Below are 1,813 nucleotides of genomic sequence, written 5' to 3' on the forward strand. Positions count from 1 at the left end.
TTGTTATCCTGTCACTTTGTAAGCTGAAAAATGGATTTACTCCAAACCTTGTCAATTAGTTCAAAATCCGCCAACTTTTGCTTTTATCCTTTAATTTTACATTTTTAACCTTTAGCAAATTCTTGATTTCCTTTTTTTGATTTCTCTTTTTGGATTTTGGTGTTATAAAACGAAAATTTGCATTACTCGGACATTTTTGTAATTATGAAGTGATTTTTCATTATTTTTCTATATATTTATGGCTCTATTTTCTACAAATTTGCATGTAAATTTATTTACTTTTATCGATGTTGCTTTTATCTTTTTCTCTTATTTCTAACGCTTCTTCTTTTGGGTCCTTTTTCCTTTTTTTCTAAAAATTCTAGTTTTCTTATATAGTCACCATATTTATTTGCATCCATCACCTCGCCACCACAAAAATTGCATTTACTTTTATCGCGTAAATGCCCAAACCACCAAGTAGCTTTACATTTAAGGCATACTAAATACTCTGGGTATTTTTTGATGTTTTTTGTGGAACGCAAAGCAAAATAAAATCCAATACAGCCTAAAATAAAAAATGTAAGTACTGATAGAAGATACCAATCCCCCATATTTCTAAAATCAATAAATTTTTCACCTATCTTTACACTTTGATTAACAAGTAGACTAAACACATGCAAAAAACACATAACACCCACAAAAAACGCAAAAATTATATCCACTACTTTCCCTCTTTTGTATTAATTTCTTGTATTGAATTTATAGTATTTATTATGCCTTTTTTAAAAAATAATAAGTATCTTTTATCTGTTTTCTTGGGTCAGAAGTAATCCAGCCACCGATGCCAGCCCAAGTAGCTTCTGGTATCCCCACAACTTATAACAAAATCTTCTCCCCATAGCACATAATTTATCATGCTTAAATCGCTAGCTTTCTTAAATTCCTGCTTTGAGATATTTTTTAGGCCTGAACGCTGCAATTCGTTTTTCCTAACAACTAAAAGCCCATCTTGCGTAAATTCATAATGATTTTAAACTAGCATCTTTCCTCCTTTTATTTACCCTACAGGCCTATATAATTTTCCGTTAATGGATTATGTCACCGCATCATCACTCCTGCTGCATTGTTTGTTCTTTAACTTTACATTTGTAAAATTAAGCGAATTCTTTTTTCAAATTTAATTTTTAGCTTCTTTTGCTTTTTGCGTTTTTTGTCTTGTGGTTTATTTGGTACAAATTTTTCAGGCCATAAGGCCCAAATAATCACACCAATAGCAGAAATCCATGAAAAAATACACAAATAGATTAAATAGCCATCTGATTTATAAATTGTAAATTTAATGAGAAAGCAAAAAACAATAATAATAGAAATTAAAAGTAAAATATTTGTTTTTAGAATTTTTATATTTCCAGTTTTGCTATAAATTATAAAGCTATGACGAATAAACTTGAAACCAAAATACAACACAGGCAAACCAAGAAAATATAAGATAGTCCAAGCTACAATTGGGTACTGATTAGCCAAATATACGATCAAATCTATAATTTTATATTGCAATTCTCGCCATAAAGCACTAAAAAACTCATTCATTGTTGCTACCATCAACATCACAGTGTTATCATTTGTTGTATCAACTATTTTTCTGTCGTAAAGCTACAATACTTACAATAAACATTGATAATAATGTAAAAATACACGGATAAATCAACCAGCCACTTGATTGATAAATAACCAAGTAAAACAAAAAAACTAAGATAAGTATTAAATTTGCAATATCTATTCTAGTTATTTTTTTAGAATATATATAAGTCTTTATAGTTAAGTATATTAC

The 1,813-nt window shown here is 28.7% G+C and carries 2 protein-coding genes; both read right to left on the reverse strand.

All coding sequences use genetic code 11. The annotated features are described in order from the left end of the window. Positions 1-296: 296 nt before the first annotated feature. Complete coding sequence (locus tag CYP84_RS07410) at positions 297-704, reverse strand: hypothetical protein (RefSeq protein ID WP_103637136.1); 408 nt, start codon at positions 702-704, stop codon at positions 297-299. 418 nt (positions 705-1,122) lie between these two features. Next, positions 1,123-1,572 carry a hypothetical protein gene (locus CYP84_RS07415; RefSeq protein WP_103607732.1) on the reverse strand — a complete coding sequence of 150 codons (450 nt, stop codon included), beginning with the start codon at positions 1,570-1,572 and terminating at the stop codon, positions 1,123-1,125. Positions 1,573-1,813 lie beyond the last annotated feature (241 nt).

Source organism: Campylobacter concisus (assembly GCF_002912425.1).
GTDB classification, from domain to species: Bacteria; Campylobacterota; Campylobacteria; order Campylobacterales; family Campylobacteraceae; genus Campylobacter_A; species Campylobacter_A concisus_AH.

What these genes read in the sequence shown, in the direction of transcription:
- CYP84_RS07415 (WP_103607732.1), bottom strand. Translation starts at nt 1,572, where the DNA reads ATGAATGAGTTTTTTAGTGCTTTATGGCGAGAATTGCAATATAAAATT.